Genomic DNA, 500 nt, shown 5'->3' with positions numbered 1-500 from the left:
GCCGCCCTGCGCGCCCGCGAGGCGGCCCAGGGCCTCAAGGGCAACACCATCCGGGGCGAGGGCCAGGCGAAGCCCGGCCACGCGCCGGCGGTGGACAACATCACGAAGAAGGGGACGATCATCTTCCGCGCCGGCATGAGCGCCGTGCGCGATGACGGTGACCGCCTGCAAGTCTCCCGCGAGGCCACGCGCGAAGGGCTGCAAGAAGCCCTGCGCCTGGCGATGCAACGCTACGGCAACCGCATCACCGTCAACGGCACGGTGGAGTTCAAGGCGCAGATGATCCGCGCCGCCGTCGATTCCCAGCTACCCATCACCTTCACCGATCCGGCTCTTGAGAGCCGGCGGCAGGCGCTTTTGAACAAGGAGAACACCCATGAGCGAACCGAAAGACCAGAGCATCGAGGACGAACTGGACGCGGCGCTGGCGGCCCTGGACAGCGGCCCGCTGCCGACCAGCACGCTACCGGAGCCGCAGCCGTCGCCCGAGCAGGCGACGG

Annotated in this window: 1 protein-coding gene; it reads left to right on the top strand. The window is 69.4% G+C overall.

Going from position 1 to position 500, the window contains the following annotated elements:
* A partial coding sequence (locus tag N878_RS00780) for an LPD7 domain-containing protein (RefSeq protein WP_031302511.1) occupies positions 1–500 on the top strand: 500 nt, incomplete at both ends.

Source organism: Pseudomonas sp. EGD-AK9, from assembly GCF_000465935.2.
Taxonomy (GTDB): Bacteria; Pseudomonadota; Gammaproteobacteria; order Pseudomonadales; family Pseudomonadaceae; genus Aquipseudomonas.
This window is presented reverse-complemented; position numbering and strand designations above follow the sequence as displayed.